Source organism: Streptomyces omiyaensis (assembly GCF_014650895.1).
Classification (GTDB): domain Bacteria; phylum Actinomycetota; class Actinomycetes; order Streptomycetales; family Streptomycetaceae; genus Streptomyces; species Streptomyces omiyaensis.
On record NZ_BMVV01000036.1, the window covers coordinates 1 to 17,431 of the forward strand.

General features: G+C 72.2%; 25 protein-coding genes and 1 pseudogene. 7 read left to right on the plus strand and 19 right to left on the minus strand.

All coding sequences use genetic code 11. The annotated features are described in order from the left end of the window. Together IE287_RS34460 and IE287_RS34465 are read left to right on the plus strand one after the other, a co-directional pair. Positions 1-715: pseudogene (locus IE287_RS34460) on the plus strand (tyrosine-type recombinase/integrase); the annotation flags it as partial. Next, positions 712-1,248: a DUF6262 family protein gene (locus tag IE287_RS34465; protein ID WP_189853253.1), complete on the plus strand. Its 537-nt coding sequence runs from the start codon at positions 712-714 to the stop codon at positions 1,246-1,248. The pseudogene IE287_RS34460 and the gene IE287_RS34465, both read left to right, overlap by 4 nt. 89 nt (positions 1,249-1,337) lie before the next feature. On the opposite strand, the gene IE287_RS34470 is transcribed toward IE287_RS34465, so the two are convergent. Further along, the gene (locus IE287_RS34470) at positions 1,338-1,625 is read right to left on the minus strand and encodes a hypothetical protein (RefSeq protein WP_229883925.1); all 288 of its coding nucleotides are present in this window, start codon (positions 1,623-1,625) and stop codon (positions 1,338-1,340) included. Continuing rightward, positions 1,622-2,050 carry an RRQRL motif-containing zinc-binding protein gene (locus tag IE287_RS34475; protein ID WP_229883926.1) on the minus strand — a complete coding sequence of 143 codons (429 nt, stop codon included), beginning with the start codon at positions 2,048-2,050 and terminating at the stop codon, positions 1,622-1,624. Before IE287_RS34475 ends, IE287_RS34470 begins: the two co-directional genes overlap by 4 nt. Positions 2,051-2,147: 97 nt before the next feature. On the opposite strand from IE287_RS34475, the gene IE287_RS34480 reads away from it, so the two are divergent. After that, positions 2,148-2,378, plus strand: a complete 231-nt coding sequence (locus tag IE287_RS34480; RefSeq protein WP_189853255.1) for a hypothetical protein — start codon at positions 2,148-2,150, stop codon at positions 2,376-2,378. A gap of 10 nt (positions 2,379-2,388) precedes the next feature. Next, positions 2,389-2,892: a GIY-YIG nuclease family protein gene (locus tag IE287_RS34485; protein WP_189853257.1), complete on the plus strand. Its 504-nt coding sequence runs from the start codon at positions 2,389-2,391 to the stop codon at positions 2,890-2,892. A gap of 345 nt (positions 2,893-3,237) precedes the next feature. On the opposite strand, the gene IE287_RS34490 is transcribed toward IE287_RS34485, so the two are convergent. The 8 genes from IE287_RS34490 to IE287_RS34525 form a co-directional block, all read right to left on the minus strand. Beyond that, positions 3,238-3,690, minus strand: a complete 453-nt coding sequence (locus IE287_RS34490; protein ID WP_189853353.1) for a zinc finger domain-containing protein — start codon at positions 3,688-3,690, stop codon at positions 3,238-3,240. Positions 3,691-3,735: 45 nt separating this feature from the next. Then, complete coding sequence (locus IE287_RS34495) at positions 3,736-3,975, minus strand: hypothetical protein (RefSeq protein WP_189853258.1); 240 nt, start codon at positions 3,973-3,975, stop codon at positions 3,736-3,738. Positions 3,976-4,085: 110 nt separating this feature from the next. Then, positions 4,086-4,421: a hypothetical protein gene (locus IE287_RS34500; protein WP_189853260.1), complete on the minus strand. Its 336-nt coding sequence runs from the start codon at positions 4,419-4,421 to the stop codon at positions 4,086-4,088. Positions 4,422-4,521: 100 nt separating this feature from the next. Then, positions 4,522-4,728: a hypothetical protein gene (locus IE287_RS34505; RefSeq protein WP_189853262.1), complete on the minus strand. Its 207-nt coding sequence runs from the start codon at positions 4,726-4,728 to the stop codon at positions 4,522-4,524. Positions 4,729-4,742: 14 nt separating this feature from the next. After that, complete coding sequence (locus tag IE287_RS34510) at positions 4,743-5,216, minus strand: DUF6197 family protein (protein ID WP_229883927.1); 474 nt, start codon at positions 5,214-5,216, stop codon at positions 4,743-4,745. After that, positions 5,213-7,384, minus strand: a complete 2,172-nt coding sequence (locus IE287_RS34515; RefSeq protein WP_229883928.1) for a hypothetical protein — start codon at positions 7,382-7,384, stop codon at positions 5,213-5,215. Before IE287_RS34515 ends, IE287_RS34510 begins: the two co-directional genes overlap by 4 nt. A gap of 67 nt (positions 7,385-7,451) precedes the next feature. Further along, the gene (locus IE287_RS34520) at positions 7,452-7,844 is read right to left on the minus strand and encodes a hypothetical protein (protein ID WP_189853266.1); all 393 of its coding nucleotides are present in this window, start codon (positions 7,842-7,844) and stop codon (positions 7,452-7,454) included. 23 nt (positions 7,845-7,867) lie between these two features. Beyond that, the gene (locus tag IE287_RS34525) at positions 7,868-8,338 is read right to left on the minus strand and encodes a hypothetical protein (RefSeq protein WP_189853268.1); all 471 of its coding nucleotides are present in this window, start codon (positions 8,336-8,338) and stop codon (positions 7,868-7,870) included. 16 nt (positions 8,339-8,354) lie between these two features. On the opposite strand from IE287_RS34525, the gene IE287_RS34530 reads away from it, so the two are divergent. Continuing rightward, positions 8,355-8,771 carry a hypothetical protein gene (locus IE287_RS34530; RefSeq protein ID WP_189853269.1) on the plus strand — a complete coding sequence of 139 codons (417 nt, stop codon included), beginning with the start codon at positions 8,355-8,357 and terminating at the stop codon, positions 8,769-8,771. A 383-nt stretch (positions 8,772-9,154) separates the two neighbouring features. On the opposite strand, the gene IE287_RS34535 is transcribed toward IE287_RS34530, so the two are convergent. The 9 genes from IE287_RS34535 to IE287_RS34575 all read right to left on the minus strand — a co-directional run bounded on the left by IE287_RS34535 (position 9,155) and on the right by IE287_RS34575 (position 15,697). Further along, positions 9,155-9,373: a hypothetical protein gene (locus IE287_RS34535; RefSeq protein ID WP_189853271.1), complete on the minus strand. Its 219-nt coding sequence runs from the start codon at positions 9,371-9,373 to the stop codon at positions 9,155-9,157. A gap of 2 nt (positions 9,374-9,375) precedes the next feature. Further along, entirely contained in the window at positions 9,376-10,032 is a 657-nt protein-coding gene (locus tag IE287_RS34540) for a hypothetical protein (protein ID WP_189853272.1), read from the minus strand. A gap of 208 nt (positions 10,033-10,240) precedes the next feature. Next, complete coding sequence (locus IE287_RS34545; protein WP_189853274.1) at positions 10,241-12,481, minus strand: DUF2637 domain-containing protein; 2,241 nt, start codon at positions 12,479-12,481, stop codon at positions 10,241-10,243. A gap of 139 nt (positions 12,482-12,620) precedes the next feature. Beyond that, positions 12,621-12,983, minus strand: coding sequence for a hypothetical protein (locus tag IE287_RS34550; RefSeq protein ID WP_189853276.1), 363 nt, complete (start codon positions 12,981-12,983; stop codon positions 12,621-12,623). 113 nt (positions 12,984-13,096) lie between these two features. Further along, a complete protein-coding gene (locus IE287_RS34555) occupies positions 13,097-13,426 on the minus strand; it encodes a hypothetical protein (protein WP_189853277.1) in 330 nt (109 codons plus the stop codon). 226 nt (positions 13,427-13,652) lie between these two features. Further along, the gene (locus IE287_RS34560; protein ID WP_189853279.1) at positions 13,653-13,922 is read right to left on the minus strand and encodes a WhiB family transcriptional regulator; all 270 of its coding nucleotides are present in this window, start codon (positions 13,920-13,922) and stop codon (positions 13,653-13,655) included. Positions 13,923-13,927: 5 nt separating this feature from the next. Further along, on the minus strand, positions 13,928-14,137 hold the full coding sequence (locus tag IE287_RS34565; RefSeq protein ID WP_189853280.1) for a hypothetical protein: 210 nt from the start codon (positions 14,135-14,137) through the stop codon (positions 13,928-13,930). Between the two features lie 166 nt (positions 14,138-14,303). Further along, a complete protein-coding gene (locus IE287_RS34570) occupies positions 14,304-14,729 on the minus strand; it encodes a hypothetical protein (protein ID WP_189853282.1) in 426 nt (141 codons plus the stop codon). 107 nt (positions 14,730-14,836) lie between these two features. Then, positions 14,837-15,697, minus strand: a complete 861-nt coding sequence (locus IE287_RS34575; protein WP_229883929.1) for a hypothetical protein — start codon at positions 15,695-15,697, stop codon at positions 14,837-14,839. A 344-nt stretch (positions 15,698-16,041) separates the two neighbouring features. On the opposite strand from IE287_RS34575, the gene IE287_RS34580 reads away from it, so the two are divergent. Together IE287_RS34580 and IE287_RS34585 are read left to right on the plus strand one after the other, a co-directional pair. Further along, positions 16,042-16,791 (plus strand): GntR family transcriptional regulator, encoded by a 750-nt coding sequence (locus IE287_RS34580; RefSeq protein WP_189853284.1) that lies wholly within the window; start codon positions 16,042-16,044, stop codon positions 16,789-16,791. Continuing rightward, the gene (locus tag IE287_RS34585; protein ID WP_189853286.1) at positions 16,788-17,375 is read left to right on the plus strand and encodes a P-loop nucleotide/nucleoside kinase family protein; all 588 of its coding nucleotides are present in this window, start codon (positions 16,788-16,790) and stop codon (positions 17,373-17,375) included. Before IE287_RS34580 ends, IE287_RS34585 begins: the two co-directional genes overlap by 4 nt. The last annotated feature ends 56 nt before the right edge of the window (positions 17,376-17,431 follow it).

Here is a 17,431-nt window from a genome sequence, read left to right on the forward strand (position 1 = left end):
CATGGAGCCGCTGCTGCTGGACGACGGAACCGAGTTCCCCAAGCTGGAGGTCGCGCCCTACTCCTACCGGCACTCCTACGCGCAGCGGCACGCGGACGCCGGAACCCTCCCGGACGTCCTGCGCGAGCTCATGGGCCACCGGTCGCTGCAAACCACGCAGACCTACTACCGGGTCACCGAGAAACGCACCCGGGCCGCCGTCGACAAGCTCATCTCGCACCAGTTCGACCGGCACGGCAACCGGGTCTGGACCGAGGCCCGCCGGCTCCTGGACCACGAACACGCCCGCCTGCGGATCGGGCAGGTCTCGGTCCCCTACGGCATCTGCGTCGAGCCCAGCAACGTCAAGGCCGGCGGGCACGGCTGCCCCTTCCGGTTCCGCTGCGTCGGCTGCGATCACTTCCGCACCGACCCCTCCTACCTCCCCGAACTGCGGACCTATCTCGACTCGCTGCTGCGGGACCGCGAACGCCTCGCGGCGGCGACCGATCTGGACGACTGGGCCCGCACCGAGGCGACCCCGTCCGAGGAGGAGATCAAGCGCATCCGCACGCTGATCCGCCGCGTCGAGACCGACCTCGACGGACTCACCGACGACGAACGCACGCAGATCAAGGAGGCGACACGGACCCTGCGGAAGACCCGCACGGTCTCGCTCGGCATGCCCGGCGTCCGTCCGCCCGCGCCGGACCTGCGGCTGGAGCGCGACGCATGACGACCTCACCTCACCACCTGGCCCAGGCCCGGGCCGCGGACTCCGAACGCCGTCGGGCCCGGGTCCTCAAGGCCCTCGACCAGCTCGCAGCCAACGGCGAGGAGATCACCGTGTCCGCGGTCGCCCGCGCGGCTCGGGTCCACCGCAGCTTCGTCCACCGACACAGCGATCTCCACGCGGCTGTTCTCGCCCGGGCGAGCGAGCCTCCGCCCGGGGCGACAACCGGGACGCAGGCCAGCCGCCGGTCGCTGCTGGCCGACGTCGCGAACCTCACGGCCCGCAACGGCCGACTGACCGCGCACATCACCCGGCTCGAACAACGGCTCTCCGAGGCCCTCGGGCAAGCCGCCTGGGAAGCCTCCGGTCTCGGCGCCCCGGCGGACGTCGACACCCTCACCCGGAGGGTCGGGGAGCTGGAACAGCAGATCCTCGATCTCCGGGTCGAACTCGCCGAACGCGACGACGACCTCGCCGCCGCACGCGCCGCGAACCGGGAACTCATGGCCCAGATCAACACGCCGCACGTCGGCTGACCGCACCAACCTCGACGGCTCTTCGCCCTCCGGGCGAAGAGCCGTCCGCAACACCTGTCGGGCACGAACCCCGGGGCACGTCACCGGGTTCACCAGCGGAAATCAGCGGCCCGGGACTCTCCCGCAGCCCGGAACCCGAGGGAAGCGATGTGCTCCAGGCACGCCTTACGGCCGTCGGCCGTGCCGTGGGTGGTCTTCTCCTCGGTGGCCGGGTCGACGTAGGTGACCGGGTGGTCGTCGGAGGCGCCCTTCACCCGGGCGCAGAAGTCGTTCTGCACCCAGAAGTCGCCGGCGGCGCTGGCGGCGCGGGTCAGTCCGAGCAGGGCTGCGAAGGCGGCGGGCCGGTGAGCCTGCATGAGGTGGTCCTCTCTGTTCATGCGGCCAGCAGGTGCGGGGCCGGGGGAGCGGTGTAGGAGGCGGGGTCGGCGGGCGTGCCGTCGTAGCACTCCAGGCACGAGCCCAAGGTCTTCAGAGGGAGGCAGTGGAAGTAGCGCCGGCGGCAGGTGCCGCAGGTCTGGCGGGCGGCCATCGCGGCGTCGAGCGCCGCTTCCTTGGCGAGGGTCATCGGCCGCTTCGGCTTCGCCAGGTCGATCCGGTACAGCCACGCGAACCTCTTGCCGCCGCGGCACTCGATGCGGGCGACGGGCTCCTGGCCGCCGGGGCGCAGGCCCATCTCCCGCAGCTGGCGGCGGGTGGCGAGCCCGGGGCCGGCCTGGCGCCACCGGAAGACCGGCAGCGAGCCGTCGCCGGGGTCGCGCGGGTCGACGTCGACCAGGTCCTCGTCGGTGTCGTGAGCGTGCACGAGTCCTCCTTTCACCAGTACGACCGATCCGGCGTTGCGATACAAAGTAGCGATACAGGGAAGCGATACGCAAGCGTGTAGCGCTACTCTGTTGCGCATGGATGCTGAACAGGCTCTGGATCAAGCCACCCGGCAGTACAGAAAGACCGAGGAAGCCCACGAGGAAGCGCGGCAGGCTGCGATCACAGCCGTCATCGCTGCGCTGCGCGGCGGGATGCGCCCCACGGACGTCACGGAGCGGTCCCCGTTCACGGCGGCATACGTACGGCGTATCGCCCGCGAGCACGGCATCGAGCCCGCAAGGCCAGGCCCCAAGAGCCGCAGGTAGGGGAGGCGTGATGGTCGCCGATCCCACAGCTCGGACCGCGTTGTACCGCGCCTTCGGCCAGGAGGGAGAGCTGCTGTACGTGGGCATCTCCAGCGACCCTTATGGCCGCTTCCGTACTCATCACCGGGAGAAAGACTGGTGGGAGAAGGACGTCGCCAAACTGACCCTGGAGTGGTACCCGAACCGGCCTCTGGCCGAGAAGGCCGAGTACGAGGCCCTGCACTCAGAACTCCCGCTGCGTAACGAGCGCCGTTCGTACATCTCAAAGTTTGCCGACGAGCGGCCGCTGGCAGAGGTCACCGACGGCATGGACGTGGCGAACGCCCGGAGGGTGGCCGAGTTCCTCCATGTCTCTCCCCAACGCATCGCGGAGCTGAGCAAACGACGCGACTTCCCTCCGCGTCTGGACATCCCGGGTCCGGCGTCGTGGGACTTCGACGCAGTCAAGCTCTGGGCCTCAACCTGGGACCGCGTGCCTAAGTGGAAGCGAGACAGGGAAGCTCGCTCCCACTGATCACATCAACACAAGCGCGCCGCACGGATCATCCGTGCGGCGCGCTTCTGCGTGAAGCCGGCCGGGACGTCACCGGCTCCAGGCGCCGGGGAGCCGGTCGGGGTGCCGCGGGTAGCGGGGGCCGGGGCGCTGCGGACGGGGCCGTCCGATCCGGCGGCGCGGGCGGGGGATGAGCACGAGGTGTCCTCCAACGGGATGGGTGGCGGGCTGTGCTGCGCCCCGTCGACGGACGATCCGTCGATGGGGCGTGAGGTGAGGCGGGTGGCCGGTCGGCCTGCCCGGTCACCGGGACCAGCCGCCCCGGGGCGGGGGCGGTGGTGCCGGTGGCCGGACGGGGTGACCGGATCAGCCGGTGGCCGTGAGGGCGGCGGTGCGGGCGCGGTGGACGTCGTGGCGGCGGGTCCGGGTGCCGCTGTGGGAGGTGCACAGGGCGCGGGGCTTGGCGTCGCAGGCCGGGCAGGCGACGGCGAGCGCGGGGTTGTTCAGCGCAGGCGCCTGGTCCGGGGTGAGGTCCTGCGCGTCGGGGGCGTCGGTCTGGGCCGCGGTCTCGTCGGGGTACTGGGCGCCGAGCTGGTCCAGGAGCTCGCGGATGCGGTCGGCGTTGCCGCGGATCCATCCGGGGACGGGGTGCTGGCCGTGGCCGGCGGTGTAGAAGGCGGCGGTGTCGTGGGGGTCGGCGGCGAGCGCCTCCTCCAGGTGCGCGGCGGCCGCGACCATCGCGGTGATGGCCGGGGCCTCGCAGCGGGCGGTCAGGACGTGGTGCGCGCAGCGGTCGATCGTGTCCGGGACGGTGTGCACGGTTGCGTCTCCTTCGGCGGAGGGTTGGTCGGGCGGGGCGGTCGGTCAGCGGGGGAGCGGGGCGGAGCTCCTCGTCGCGGCGACGGTGAACTGGCCGTCGCCGGTCAGGGCGTCGGCGAGGCGGGTGGACAGCTCGGTGTCCTCGGTCCTGAGGAGCTCCAGGGCCTGGGTGATGCGGTACTCGGCGGCCAGGCGGCCGCGCTCCTGGCTGGCGGCGCGGTCGTGGAGTTCCTGGACGTGGGTGCGGAGCTCGCGAAGGGTGCGGGTGCGGATCAGACGGAGCATCGGGGTCTCCCGGACGGAACGGTGGGGAAGGGCGAGGAAGTGCGGCGCCCCGCCGACCGGGAGGGTCTGCGGGGCGCGGGTGGTGGCCGGGCGGGGCGGTCAGTGCCGGGTCAGAGGGCGGCGGAGACGACGAGGGTGATGAGGGCGGCCGAGCCGCCGATCAGGAGGGCGGCGCCGGCGCTGGCCCACCAGTAGTGGCCCAGCGTCTTCTCGTCCCGCAGGTCGCTGAGGCCGTCGGCGATGCGGGCGTGGAGCACGGCGAGCGGGGACAGGGCGGCGTACCAGCGGCCTAGGCGGTCTATCTCGCCGGCGAGTTCGTCGTCGGGGAAGTGGCCGCCGTGGACGGCCTGGCGGTGGGCGTCTCCTTCGGCGTTGAGGTCGTCGGGGTGGAGGACGACGGGGCTGGTGGTGCGGCAGATGGTGCAGCGGTAGCGGTAGCGGCGCACGGTGGCGGTCTCCCGAGGGGACGGTGTTCGGGCAGGGAACGGCGACGCCCCGCCCGGAAGGAGGTTCCAGGCGGGGCGCGTTGCCGAGCTGTGCGGTGTGTCAGTTGTTGATCTGCCTGCGGACGTCGGCGACGAGCCGGAGGATCTCGGTGGCCATGTCGCTGATCGTCTGGAGCTGCTGGTCGATGTCGGCCGGGTCCGGGCCGGTGAACGAGAACGAGCGGCCGTCATCCTCCGGCTGTGGGTCGGTGAAGGAGAACGAGCGGCCGCCGCGGTCCGGCTGCGGGTTGGTGAACGAGAACGACACAGGCAGCTCCAGCGTCAGATGTTCAGGTGGTGGGCCCGCCGGATGGCGGACTCCCACACGCTACGCACCTCCGCTCCGCTGTGGCAGTCGTTCCAGGACGGGATGGTCTCCCACTTCTTGCCGTGCTGGCGCCGGGCCTCGTCCAGCAACAGGTTCCCGGCGTCGCAGTAGGCCGCGTTGCGGGAGCCGGCCGCGGCGCGCAAGGCGCCGATGGAGCAGCGGGCGCCCTCCGTGTTGATGAGGGAGTACCTGGTCCAGCCGTGGGTGTCGAGGAAGTTGAGGGCGTCGGTGAGGGTCTTCTCGACCGGGCCGGTCAGGCGCATCGGCAGGGTGGCGGTGAGGGGAACCGCCGCGAGGGCCGCAGGGGCGGCGGGGGCGGCGGGTTCCGGGATGGGGTCGGGGCCGGGGTCCAGGAGCTGGAACGCCTTCTCGTACAGGTCCTGGTCGACGGGGGTGAAGTCGGTACTGCTGTCGGTGTGGGTGTTCATGCTGCCCTCCACAGGCCGCTCTCGTTGATGACCTTGTTCTGCTTCTTCAGCTCGGACAGCCGCGGCTTGACGCGAGTGGCGGGGATCTCGAGCTTTCGGGCGATGGTTTCGGCGGTCATGGGGATGGAGTGCTCCTGGAGGAGCTCGAGGATGCGCGGCTTGATCAGCTCCTGTCCGTCGGGGGCCGCCGGTGTTCCGCCCGGCCGGGCGGGCCCGGGGACGGCGTGGAGACCGGTGGGGGTGTGGTGGGCCGCTGGCTCCTGCGAGGAGGCGGCGGCGGTTTCGGCGGCGGCGAGGAGGTCGGCGAGGCTGCCGATGAGGTTCTTGCCGCGCTTGTCGACCATCGGCGTCTGCGCGATGGCGTCGCGCTCGCGCCAGGCGTCGCAGTGCTCAATCCCGACGGGCCGCTCGCCTCCGGCGAGGGAGACGGGTGGCACGTCGAGGTGCAGGGAGCGGAACTGGACGGCCTGGCTGCCGGGGGTGAGGAGGTAGCCCAGGCCGAAGGTGCCGTCCTCGGGAGCGGCGGCGACCTCGGTGGCCAGGCCGGACATGTCCCGGTCGGCGACCTTGGCGTACTGGCCGGGCCACTGCGAGGGGATCATCGACAGGTCGATGCCCTCCGCGCCCTCCACGGAGTTCGTGCCGACCAGGTTGCCCTGGCCGCGCGCGCAGCGCAGGAACACGGCGCCGCCGCCGATGAGGAGCTGACTTCGGATGACCGTGCTGTTGCCGAGGTCTTCGGCCAGCGGAGTCTGGGTGGCCAGAACGACGCCGATGCCCCGCTTGAGGGACCGGCGGGTCAGCTGCTCCACGATCGCCTTGGCCTCCGCGTGGTACGGGGAGGAGGCCGACAGCAGCATGTGCGCCTCGTCGACGACGAACAGGACCAGCGGGTCGGTGAACGGGAACGCCGGGCTGCGGTAGCGGGCTTCGCGGTCGAGCATCAGCGCGTAGGCCAGGCGCAGTGCGCCCATGGCCTCGTCCAGGCCGTCCCCGAGGTAGGCCGAGAGCGAGGCGCCGGCGATGGTCCCCGCCTGCGGAGAAGCGAGGATCACCGCGATGCCGGAGAGGTGGGCCGAGAGCAGGATCTGCTCCAGCAGCCCCGACTTGCCCGACCGCGACCCGCCCACCAGGTAGAGGTGGCGGGCACCGGAGCCGGGCTGGGCGAGGGGCAGGAGCGCGGGGCGGCCGTCGACGTAGGTGCCGGCGCGGACGTAGCCGCGCGAGTCCATCGCCAGCTCGCCGACGACCGAGGAGAGCATCGTGCCGTGCATCAGCGCGTGCTCCCGCATCACTCGGATCCCCATCTGCGACGGCTTGTCGCCGGGGGACAGGGCGATCTGGATGGTCTCCAGGTCGAGGTTGCCCGCGAGGTCCTGAAGGTTGACGGTGCCGATCGCCCGGCGGTCGCGGGTGGCGATGCCTTCCCAGTCCTTCGGCCCGTCGTAGCGGGTGACGGTCAGGGTCGTGCCGGGCATCGCGCCCTCCGGCCCGGCCACGTACGCGGCCCACAGCTCCTGGGGCGTCGTGGGGGCGCCGGTCTGGATCTGCGGCTGCTCCGCCGGTGCCGTCAGCTGCACGGTGACCGGCAGGGCGTTGGGCGCGTAGTGCTTGGGGTCGCCCAGCTCGATCTGAGAGGTGGGGACGTGGTAGACGGAGGCGATGTCGGCTTCCCGGACCCGCACCTGCTGCCCGGGAGGCAGGGTGATGATCCCGGTGAACACCACGTGGCTGCCGTCGATCTGGAGGACGAGCTGCTCCAGGTTGGCGCCGGGCTGGATGAGCTTGCGGTCCTCGGTCTGGGTAGGCCCGGAGATGTACTCCGCCCAGAAAGCGGCGATCACCTGCTCCTGCGACGTCAGCCCCGTCCCCGTGCCCGCGCCCTTGGTGACAGTCGCGGGCGTGAGCTCGGGGGCGGGGAGGTGACCGGCGAGGTTGCGGTGGTGCGCGAGGGCGGCCGCCCCGGCCGGGACGGCGAGCCCGAGGGCGATCAGCGGGTTCATGCCGGCGGCGAGGACCTCGCTGGCGGCGATGCCGCAGCCGGTGGTGGTGAGCCCGCACGCGATCAGGGACCGCAGAACCGGGGCGGAGGCGCCGACGGCCCACGCCCCGGCTCCGGCCGCCGCGGCGGCGAGGGCGGACCAGGGGCCGGCGGCGAGTGGCACCACCGCGAGAGCGGCGGGCGCGTACTGAACAAAGTGAGCTCGAGTCGGCCCCATGGTCCTTCGATCTCCTTTACTGCTGGGCGTAGAAGCCGGCTTCGGCCATGTCGACGGGGGAGGTGGCGACGGCGTCGGCGATGCCGCCGTGGTCGTTCTCGGTGGTGGTCTTCGCGTCGTCGGCGGCCGCGGAGGCGCTGTCGGCGGCGGAGGTGTAGGCGCCGGCGGCGTCCTTGACGCCGGTCATGGTCAGCGCGGCGTCGGCGAACTCGGAGGTCGTGGCGTCGTCGACGGCCAGGGCCTTCATCGTTTCGGAGGCGTCGAGCATCTGTTCGGCGGCGTCGTCGACGTCGGCGGCGAGCTTGGTGACGGTCTGGGCGTGCGCGTGGACCTTGTGGGTGAGCCAGGCCAGCTTGGTGCGCAGCGCCGCGTAGTTCGCGGCGTCCTTCAGGGTCTCGGTGGCGCTCATGCGGGGGCTTCTCCTGTCTGTGGTCAGCGGGCGTTGTAGAAGTCGCGCTCGGCGGGCTTGGTCAGGGGGCTGTCGGCGACGGCGCGGAAGATCCCGCCGTGCCGGGCCTCGGCGTTCGCGGACGCGGTGCGGCACGCCTCCTCGCCGCCCTGAATCTTGTCGTGGACGTCCTTGGCGGCGGCGGCCTGGAGGTCGAGCTGCTCCTTGAGCACCTCGCACTTGGCGATGAGGTTCGCTCCGACGCCCTTCGCGGTGATGTCGGCGATGAGCGTGTCGCAGTCCGTGGCCAGCTCCAGGGCCTCGTCCATGAGCTCCAGGGCGGTGTCGGTGCTGGCCTGGCACAGGGTGGCCGAGCCGTCGGCGAGGTCGATGACCTGGGTGAGGGTCATGACCTCGCCGCCGCTGTAGGTGCGGGACTTGCCCGCGGCGGTCGTGACGTGGACGCCCTTGTCGTCGACGGTCGCGGCGTGCGGGGTGGGCGGGTTGGGCTGCATAGAGGGGTCCTTCCGGATGTGGTCGGGCAGCTTGACGGTGCGGGGCCGCGGAATGGTCCCGGCCGGGGGAACCGCGGACCCCGGCGGCACCGTCACCGGCGGGGTCGTCGGCGGCGGCGGGGTCGTCGGGGGAGGGGGCGCCGTCGGCGGTGGGGGTGCGGACGGCGGGGGAGGCGTCGTCGGCGGAGACGTCGAAGACGGCGGCGTCGCCGTGGAGGACGGGGTGCCCGTCGGCGGCGTCGCCGAGGACGAAGAGCCCGTCGGCGGGGTCGCCGAGGACGGGGTCCCGGTCGGCGGCGTCGTCGAGGACGAGGCCCCCGCCGGCGGCGTCGAGGACGGCTTTCCCTTCGTCGACTTCCCCTTCGTCGACTTCGCCGCAGAGGGGTCTGCGGAAGGGGAAACGGAATGCTTCTCGGTCGGCTCCTTGAGGTAGGCCGAGCGCCATCCGTCGCGCAGGCCACCGGCCATATGCGCACCCGCCAGCAGACCGTAATGCGTTTTCGCCGCGATGTTGTAAGGCGTGTTTCGGAATGTATCCGGCGTCCGGGTCGGATTCCATTTCTCTTTTGTTTTAGCAGGGGGTTTCTTGATTCCTGCCTGCTCGTATTTCCCGTGTGTTTTCTCCACGCCGAAGACGTAGCTGATGGCGAGGAGCAAGAGCAGTTCCATGACCCTCCCTTCTGTGACTCTGTGTGGTTGAGGTCGGTTACCGGTTACCGGTTACAGGCCCCCAGGACCCCGGTTCGGGCCCTCCGGCGGTGGGTTCGAGGGGGCTCTGGGGGCTGTAACCGGTAACCGGTAACTGCGATCTGTCACTCAGCGCGACGCCGAGCCGATGTTGTTCACGGTGGTGTTCGCCGTGTTGAAAACGGACTCCAGCGTGCTGCGGATCGACTCGCTGAACGGCGTGTAGGGCAGGAAGATGCCGGAGACGATGAGCATGATGCAGACGACCATCTGCTTCCCCTTGGTCTTCTTGAAGGTGAAGAACAGGGCCCAGCAGAACAGGGCGAGGGCGAAGAACTGAAGCGTCATTTTTACGCACCCTTCTCGAAGGTGAATCCCTTGTTGCTGACGGTGGTGCCCGAACCTGAACCGGAGGGCGTGGAGAGCTTCTTGTAGGCGATGAATCCGCCGCCGCCGACGAGCGCCACCCACAGCCACGGGCTGGAGGTGATGCCGCTGCTGGAGCTGGCGCCGGCGGGCTGCTGGGCCCGGGCGGAGGTGCCGCTGAAGACCGGGGCGGGGCACTCGGGGATCCGGGAGATCTCGAAGCTGTTCGCCTTGGCGACGGCCGCCGCGCGGTCCTTCATGCACTCGCGGTAGACGGTCAGCTCCCGCTCGTACGCGGCCTTGGCGGCGGCCTCCTCGATCTGGGCCCGCTGCTTGTCGGCCTCGGCCTCGACCAGGGCGTTCGCGGCGTCCTGCTGGGCGCGCGCACGGTCCTGGGCGGCCTGGTCGGCCTGCATGTTGGTGACGGCGATGACCGTTCCGCACACGGCGACGACGGCGATCGTGCCGCACACGGCGAGGGCCGCGGTGTTGCGGCGCATCCCGTCGACCGCGGCGGAAAACCTCGAGGTCGCGGGCTTCTCCGGCTTCTCCGGGGCCTGAGGGGCGGGGGTCTGAGGGGTCGGGGGCTGGGGCTGGGGGGTCATGAGGCTGAGCTCCTTGTCCCAGTCGATGCCGGACATGGCTGGTGGCTCCTCTCGGTTCGGTGGTCGCGACCGCTCAAGTCCGCCTCCGGCGGGCCGGGGGCGAAGTTCAGCGGCGGCATGTGTGGGTGAGCGGCCTGCCGGCCGTGGCCGTCACCGGTCCGCGCTCACGCTCGGGAGCGTGGGCGCGGGCCGGTGGCGACCATGAGCGGCAGGGGTGGTGCGAGGGGTGCAAGCGCTCGGGTGTTCAGGCGCTCGCCGGGGCGCTCGCCGGGGCGCTCGCCTTCGCGCTCGCCAGGGCGTCCTGGGCGCTCTCTTCGACCTGCTCGCGCAGGCGCTGGGCGGTGGGGCGGGAGACGGGCTCGTCGGACAGGCCCGCCTTGGTGAGCGCGTCGCGGATCTCCGTCCACTGCGGGCGGCGCCCGAGCTCGGTGTAGAGGAGGCGGATGCGGTCGTGGCGGCGCTCGGTCAGCGCGTCCCGTTCGCTGCGCGTTCGGGGGCTGTCCGCTCGGTGAGCGTCGTCGTCCTCGGTGGTGCGCTCATCCTCGTGGGCACCCGTGGTGAGCGCCGGACGCTCGCGCTCGCTGTCGGCTTCCCCGGGGGTGAGCGCGCTCATTTCGGGGTGAGCGCCGCTCGGTTCGGGGTGAGCGTCGTGAGCGTCGTGAGCGTCGTCGCTCTCTTCGACGCGCTCGATGGTGTGAGCGTCGTCGGGGGTGAGCGTGTCGGCGAGCGCGGCGGGCGCGGAGCCGAGCTTGAGCGCCATCCGCTGCTCCAGCGGAGCCTTCCACCGCCACAGCAGGCCGTACTGCTCGCGCAGGCGCGCTCGCAGCCAGGTCTCCTGCTGGAGGCGGGTGAGCGCCTCGTCGTAGGAGGTGATCTCCCACAGGATCATCCGGCGGCGCAGCCGGGCGGTGGGGATCGGGGCGAGGATCCAGCGCGAGCGCCGGACCGTCTCCATCCTGATCTTGCCGGTGACCGCGCCGATCCTCGTGGCGTAGACGTGGGAGGCGATCTCCGAGAAGACGACCCAGAGCAGGGTGAGGGCGGCGTGCCCGATGCGGCCCGACGCGGAGTCCGAGGCGTTCCAGTTCAGGTACACGGTCACCGCGGTCAGTACGCGGGGCACCCAGCGGATCCAGCGCAGCTCCATGCCCATCCGGATCAGGATCAGGTTGGCGCCGGTGAACGCCGGGATGGCGACGTCGATGCCGACGGGGAGCAGCCACGGCCACTCCCAGCCCCACGCGGCGGCCTTGGCCTCCAGCGCGGTGTAGGAGGAGAGCAGGCCGAGGGTGGAGACGACCGCGGCCGCCAGGACGATCCCGACGACCAGGAGCAGCTCCTGTCCGGACAGCGGCGGTACTCCGCCGGCGGGCCGGGCGTCGTTGCGGGCCTTGGCCCGCTTGGCGCGCGACTCCGCCTTGATCTCCCGGCGGCGGGCCCGCTGCACGGTGCGCTGCGTCGCTGCCTCGAGGATCCGGGCCGCCTCGGCGCGGGCCTGCGCGGCGGCGGCCTGGTCGGCCGTGGCCTTGGCCGCCGCCTCGCGGGCCGTCTTCGCGTCCGTCTCCGCCTGCTCGCGCAGCCGGGCGACGTCCTTGTCGGTGACGGACCGCAGCTCCTCGGCGGAGGTGCGGGCGTCGTCCAGGGCGCGCTCGGCGTCCTGGCGAAGGCCGGCCGCGGCCTTCTCGGCTCCGGCCCGCACCTGCGTGGCCTGGTCGTCCGCGCTCTCGCGCATCCGGTCGGCCTCGCCGCGCGCCCGCTGCAGGAGCTGTTCGGCGTCGGTGGTGGCACGGGTGCGGGTCTCGGCCGCGGTGCGCTCCGCCGCCGCGAGCAGCTCGGCGCGCTTGGCCTGCGCGTCGGCGAGGGCCTTCTCGGCGGCGCGGGCGGCCTGGGCCTGCACCTCGTCGGCCTGCGCGGCCGCCGTGGCGGTGACCTCCTGCGCCTGGCGGCCAGCGTCGGCGAGCAGCTGCTCGGCAGACGCCTTGGCGTCGGCGAGGACCTGCTCGGCCTCGGCGGTCGCGGTCGTCGTGACGGTGTCGGCCTGGCCGCGCGCGCCGGCGAGCAGCTGCTCGGCCTTCGTCTCGGCGTCGGCCAGGACCCGCTCGGCGTCTGCGGCCGCGCTGCCCGCGACCTCCTTGCGCATCCGGTCGGCGTCGGCCAGGAGCCGGGTCTGCTCGGCCGTGGCCGCCTCGGTGATCGAAGCGGCCTCGGTCCGGGCGCCGTCCAGGAGTTCAGCGGCCCGCTGCTCGCCGTCGGTGAGGATCCGGGCGGCGTCGTCGGCGGCCAGGGCCCGCAGGTCGGCGGCGCGGTCGGCGGCGTCGGCCAGGACCGGGTCGGCCTCCTCGAATACCAGCGGCACGCTCGTCTCGGGGGCGGCGGCCTGGGCGGGGACGGTGTCCAGCGGCGCCGGCGTCTTGGCGTGCCCGGCGCCTCGGGTCTTCGGAGCCGGAGCGGGCTTGCGCCTGCGCCGGGTGGTGGTGTTGGCCACGGGGGTGTCCTCTCTTTCCGGCGCCTCGTGCAAGAGGTCACCGCGGATCGGCGTCGGTCGGTAGGGTCGTGACCAGGCCCTCCGAGGCCCCGGCAGCTCAAATGCCGGGGACTCGGAGGGCCGTCTGCGTGAGCAGTGGTCAGCGCTGCTCGGGCAGCTCGGGCCGCTGGTTGGCGGTCGTGTGCTGCTGGGTGAGCCACGCCATCGCGGCCGCGGTCATGCCGTCGGCGGCGTCGGCGCCGTGCAGGGGGGCGGTGTCGATGTCGCGCATCGCGTCGATCGGCGGCAGCAGCCGCATGTAGTCCGGCCGGACGTAGGGGACCACCTTGCCGGAGGCCAGCGCGGTCAGGTGGTAGGTGCCGTCCGTCCACCTGCTCCCGACTCGGCAGACGAAGGTGTGGTTGGGCTTGCCGGTCCAGAACAGCTCCGGGTCGCGGTACAGGACGTAGTCGCCGAAGTTGTAGGTGACAGCCGGGGTGTTCTGCTCGGTGCTCGTACGCATGCATCTCTCCTCGGTGGTGGAGGGCTGTCCGGACTGTCCGGCTCCCCTCACCCCGCCCGTACCGGCACACAGACCGGGACGGGCGGGGGAGGCAACCGCCAGGCGGGGGAAGGTCACTTGACGCCGACGAAGCGGAACGCGGCGAAGGCGGTGCCGCGGGGGTCGGCGGTGGCCTGGACGATGCGGTCGGCCTCGGCGGTGTCGCCGCGGTTGACGGCGTCGGCCGCCGCCCGGGCCGCGGCCCAGTCGATGCCCGCCGCCGGCGTCACGGTCGCGGCGGGGCGGTGGAGCCGGGCGCGCAGCGTGCGCCAGGCCCGGCGGAGCGGGCGCCGGCGGCGGGCTCGGTTCACCCGGGCGGCGGCGTCGCGGTGCCCGAGCTGGTGGAGGATCTGCTCGGAGTCGTAGTCGGCGGCGGTCCAGCCGTCGCGGCGGATGGTGCGCATGGCGCCTCCTGAGATGGATGTCGATCCGGGTCGATGCCCGGTTCTGGGGATGCGAAAGGCCGGCCGTCCGTGGTGCGGGCGGCCGACCTGGTCGAAGAGCGTGCGACGGGAACGAAGTTCGGTCCGCGTCCTGCAGGGCGGGCTGCTCAGCCGTGCAGGCGCCGGCCGAAGTCGTGCTGCTCGTTGGTCCGGCGGACTTCGTCCTCCAGGCGCTTCTGGTCCTCGCTCATGCCGCCACCCCGTTCTGCGCGCCCCGGGCGCGGTTGCGGGCGGCGCGGCGCTTCATCGCCCGCCGCTCGTTCTCCGACAGACCGCCCCAGACGCCCTCGTCCTGCCCGGACTCCAGCGCCCACTGCAGGCACGCCTCCATGACCGGGCAGCGGCGGCAGACGGCCTTGGCCTCCTCGATCTGCAGCAGCGCCGGGCCCGTGTTGCCGATGGGGAAGAACAGCTCGGGGTCCTCCTCGCGGCAGACCGCATTGTGGCGCCAGTCCATCGCGGTCACCGCCCCTGTCCGGCGAGGGCCATGTCGGCGAGCGTGCGGCGGGCCCGGCGGCCGGCGTCGGCCGCGCGGCGGTCGCCGTCGACGACGAGGTGGCGGACGAGCTGGTGGAACGCGGTGAGGTCGTCGGGCTCGTAGCCCTTCTTGTTGTCCTCGCGCTCGATGTCGTCGATGATCCCGGCGTTCGGCCGGGGCACGGAACGTGTCATGCTGAGCTGCATCAGGTCCTCCGAGTCAGGTCCTGGACAGCCCCGGGGGCGCAATCCCTGGGGCTGTCGTTCGTTTGGCGGGTCGTACGACCGGCCACGACCAGCGGCCACCCCTCGGCGCGGTAGGGGTGGCCGTTGATCGTGGGCGTCCGTCCGGGGCCGGGGGTCAGGCGGCGGCGTACTCGGGGCGGGCCCCGGAGCGGATCGTCCGGCGCAGGTGGGCGGTGTGGGGGAGGAGGACGTCGACCAGGCGCTTGCGGATGCGGGCGGTGATCGAGGGGTCGATGGCGAGGATGTCGCGGCTGGCGTCGACGCGGGCGGTGATCTCGGCGCCGTGCGCGAGGGCGAGCTCGTGGCGGCGGTCGGGCGGGACGGTCAGGACCGCGGCCGCGTACCGGCGCATCTCCCGGGCGGTGCCCGCGGGCTCGTACATCGCCAGCGGCGTACCGAAGGCGATGTCGAGGTCGACCTCGGCGTCGTCGAGGTCGACGGGGAGCGGGACGTCGAGCTCGTCCAGGAGCGCGAGCGTCTCGGTGTCGAACACCTCGCCGCTGCTGGGCCGGTGGGACGTCAGGGTCAGGGTGGCGGGCATCGGGACCTCCAGGGTGCGGTGAGCGGGCAGGGACGGGAGCAGACGGCCCCGGCCCCGACCCCCGCGCGGTGCGGGAGCCGAGGCCGGGGCCGGGGCGGTTGTGCGGGTCAGGCCGCGAGAGCGGGCTTGCGGCAGCGGGCGGTGTACGCCGTGGCGGTCTCGCCCGGGGCCGGGGCGGGCAGCGCGGCCCGGACCGCGGCCACCAGCTCGGTGTGCTTGGACTGGTCGTCCGGGGTCAGGGGGCGGCGCCAGAGCGTGGCCAAGTGCGTGTAGGCGACGCGGGCGAGGTGCTCGTCGAGGACGTCGCTCGCGGAACGGCCCGGGGCGGCGTCGGCCAGGACGCGGAGGGTGCCGGCGGCCAGGGCCCGGACGGAGCTGGCGTCCCGGGCGTTCTGCCGGGGCATGGCGGGCAGGGCGCCGGCGGGGCCGTCGACGGCCCGACCGCGCGTGGTGGGGATCGCGTCGGCGGGAACCGCGCGGGCGGCGTCGGCCCGGCGGGCGGCGGGAACCGCACGCTCCCACTGGGCTCGCCGGTCGGCGGGGCGCTCCTGCGGCCGGGCGACCTTGAGGGTCTGGACGGTGGCGCGGCGGTGACGGGTCAGGTCGACCGCGAGGCGTTCCTCGCGCGCCCACTCCTCGTACTGGCGGCTCCAGGTGTCCGCGCTGATGTCGACGTCGACGAGGCGGTTGCTGGAGCTGCAGCGGATCGCGGCGTCGACGCCGGCCCGGCCGGTGTGGTGCGGGACGAGCTTGAGCAGGTAGGTGCCGCGGTTGGGGGTCAGGGGCACCCAGGTGTCGCAGGCCGGGCAGATCAGCGAGATGCGGCGCTTCTGGGTGGACTCGATCCGCCGCATGTCGATGTGGCCGGGCGACAGGGTCGAGAGGACGATCGGGGCGAGGGGGCTGACGCGGGAGGTACGGGTGCGGCCCCGGCGCTTGGCGGCCTTGGGCATGGCGAGCTCGGGCATGGCGACTCCTCGGCAGGAGAAGGGGAAGGGGTACGCGGGGCGGATGCCTTCTCCACCCACCAGGTCCACGAGCCAACGGCCCGCGTCCCGGCGGATAGACAGCGCATCAGCACTGAGGTCATGCAGCAGTTCCACCGGCCTGGGGGGTTTGGTCGTAGCTACCGCCTCCGGCCACCTGCCCGACTCCGAAGAGACGGGCCGCAGAACTGCAGTGGTGCAGGTGTGAGGTGTTGCCTACCGGCCGTCACCTCGCATTCCTAAGGTTCCCTATGGTCTCCTAAGCTGTCAAGCGGTACGGTAAGGAAACCTAAGATCTGAAGTGACGAGCCACCGAGGAGGCAGACGTGAGCCGGGCCGACAATCGACCGCCGTACGCACGGATCGCAGGTCACTATCGAGATCTGATCGAGTCCGGCGCGCTGGTCGCCGGCACACTCCTGCCGAGCATCAAGAACCTGTCGGAGGAGTGGTCCGTCAGCACAGCCACGGTGGAGAAGGCCCTTCGCGTCCTCAAGGAGGAACGCCTGGTCGCCGGGATTCACGGCATCGGCACGGAAGTGCTCGGCACGCAGGTCTCCCTCTCCTCCGGAGCCGAACGACACGACCGCAGCAGCAGGACCCAGTCGTCCTGGGGCGTCGGGGAGAAGTCGTCCGGCCATACAGCTGGCGTGGTGCAGGCCCCGGTCGATGTCGCCGAGGTCATGGGGATCGCGCCTGGTGCCGACGTAATTCGCCGGAGCCGGGTTTACCGTGACGCGCACGGACTCGTCTCCCACTCGACCTCGTGGATCCCGGCCAGATTCGCCGTGGACATCCCGGACCTGGCCCGCAGCGAGCGCCTCAAGGGAGGAATTTCGCTGGACCTGATCGCTCGGGTGACAGGGCGGCACGCTGTACGCCGCGTAGACGAGGAGACCGCTCGCATCGCCACAGCGCACGACCTCGAGCTCCTGGAGCTGGAGGCCGGCACCGTGGCGGCCATCCTGGTGTTGACCGCGCGGTTCCTTGACTCGAATGGCGAGCTGCTGGAGTACGGCGTGGACCTGGGCGCCCCCGGCCGCACCCGGCGGACCACGTCCGAGGTTCTACGGTGACCGGGCCCAACACCGGCCGTCCGGTTCCCACGCCTCGCGCGATCCTCATGTCGGGCCTGCAGGGCGCGGGCAAAACGACCCTTGCCCGCGCCCTGGAGAAGGCCGGCTTCCGGCGTCTCTGCCCCGACGAGGAGATGTTCCGCCGCTACGGCCACTACGGCCGGGACTTCCCCCGTGGGCAGTTCAGGGTCAGAGAGGCACCCGTACTCAAGGACATCGCTCTTGAGCTCGGAGAGCTCCTGGCGGCCGGACACGACGCCGTGGTCGACCACGGCTTCTGGACTCCGGAGGAGCGGTCCCAGTGGGCAGCGGCTGTGGTGAAGGCGGGCGGTGAACCCATCCTGATCTACCTGCCGCTCCCGCACGAGGTGCGCTGGGACCGAATCCGGAAGCGCAACGAGCAGTCGTTGGTCGACGCGAACTCGATCGAGTTCAGCGAGGAGGACCTCCTTCGGCATGCGGGCCGCTTCTCCCCGCCGACCGCCGATGAGCCGCACCTCGTGTACGACGGCCATCCGGACAGCGTCCTCGCCCTGCTTCGCCGCGCGCAGCAGCCGGATGCGGATGGAACCGTAAAACACTGAGCCTCCTGAGTCGGCGGACCGTTCGTTTCGGTTCTAGGTCCGCCACACTCAGGAGT